This is a genomic window from Oleiphilus sp. HI0125, assembly GCF_001635355.1.
Map to the genome: position 1 here is coordinate 1 of NZ_LWGF01000116.1, position 1,333 is coordinate 1,333.

Genomic DNA, 1,333 nt, shown 5'->3' on the forward strand with positions numbered 1-1,333 from the left:
GGCTGCTGAATACGGCCTCAAAAACCTAGAAGTTATGGTTAAAGGGCCTGGGCCAGGACGCGAGTCCGCTGTTCGAGCACTAAACGCTTGTGGTTACAAAATCACAAACATCACTGACGTAACGCCGATTCCACACAACGGCTGTCGTCCATCGAAGAAACGTCGCGTTTAGGGGAGAACAGATAAATGGCTCGTTATATTGGACCAAAATGTAAACTGTCTCGTCGTGAAGGGACAGATCTGTTTTTGAAGAGCGGTGCTAAGGCACTAGACCAAAAATGTAATCTTGAAACTGCACCAGGCATGCACGGCGCTCGTCGTGGTCGTTTGTCTGAGTACGGTACTCAGCTCCGTGAGAAACAGAAAGTTCGTCGTTTATACGGCGTATTAGAGAAGCAGTTCCGTGGCTATTACAAAGAAGCAGCGCGCCGTAAGGGTGCGACTGGTGAGAACTTGCTTCAGCTTTTAGAACAACGCCTAGACAATGTTGTATACCGTATGGGTTTTGGATCTACTCGTGCAGAAGCACGTCAGTTAGTTTCGCACAAAGCGATCCTTGTAAATGACAATGTTGTAAACATTGCTTCATATCAAGTGAAAGCGGGCGATACTATCTCTGTTCGTGAAAAAGCAAAGAACCAATTGCGTGTTAAAAACGCAGTTGAATTGGCGGGCAACCGTGCGCCAGTTGAGTGGGTCGAAGTTGATACAAGCAAGCTTGCTGGTACATTTAAGTCAGTACCAGAGCGTAGCGACCTAACAGCTGAAATCAACGAAAACCTAATCGTCGAGCTTTACTCTAAGTAAGCTTTGTATCTACAACATAACGTATAGGGGCGTATATGCAGCGTTCAGTAAATGAATTCTTGAACCCACGTAACATTGAAGTTCAGGAATTAAGTGCAACACATGCGAAGGTGGTTCTAGAACCATTAGAAAGGGGTTTCGGGCACACTCTTGGTAGTGCGCTTCGTCGTATCCTTCTGTCTTCAATGCCTGGTTGTGCGGTAGTAGAAGCTGAAATCGACGGTGTATTGCATGAATATAGTGCCATTGAAGGCGTACAAGAAGATGTGATTGAAATTCTTCTTAACCTCAAAGGCCTAGCAATTGTTATGCATGCTAAGGATGAGGCGACTTTGACGCTCACTAAGAAAGGATCGGGTCCGGTTCTAGCTAGTGACATCCAGGTAGATCACGATGTAGAGGTTCTTAACCCTTATCACGTGATCTGTAATTTAGGTGACAACGGCGAAGTGAACATGAAGCTTAAAGTTTCACGTGGTCGCGGCCATGAGCCTGCGGATCAGCGTAACTTGGGTGAAGATGAAAC

At 46.1% G+C, this 1,333-nt stretch carries 2 protein-coding genes and 1 pseudogene; all 3 read left to right on the forward strand.

What is annotated here, in order from left to right:
- Positions 1–172, forward strand: a 172-nt coding sequence (rpsK, locus tag A3762_RS02035) for a 30S ribosomal protein S11 (RefSeq protein WP_082868887.1), incomplete at its 5' end; no start/stop codon positions are given.
- A gap of 14 nt (positions 173–186) precedes the next feature.
- Entirely contained in the window at positions 187–807 is a 621-nt protein-coding gene (gene rpsD / locus A3762_RS02040) for a 30S ribosomal protein S4 (RefSeq protein ID WP_068475243.1), read from the forward strand.
- 35 nt (positions 808–842) lie between these two features.
- Positions 843–1,333 (forward strand): annotated as a pseudogene (locus A3762_RS02045) (DNA-directed RNA polymerase subunit alpha); the annotation flags it as partial.

Excerpts from the sequence above, each read along its gene's own strand:
- rpsD (WP_068475243.1), top strand. The coding sequence starts at position 187 with ATGGCTCGTTATATTGGACCAAAATGTAAACTGTCTCGTCGTGAAGGG.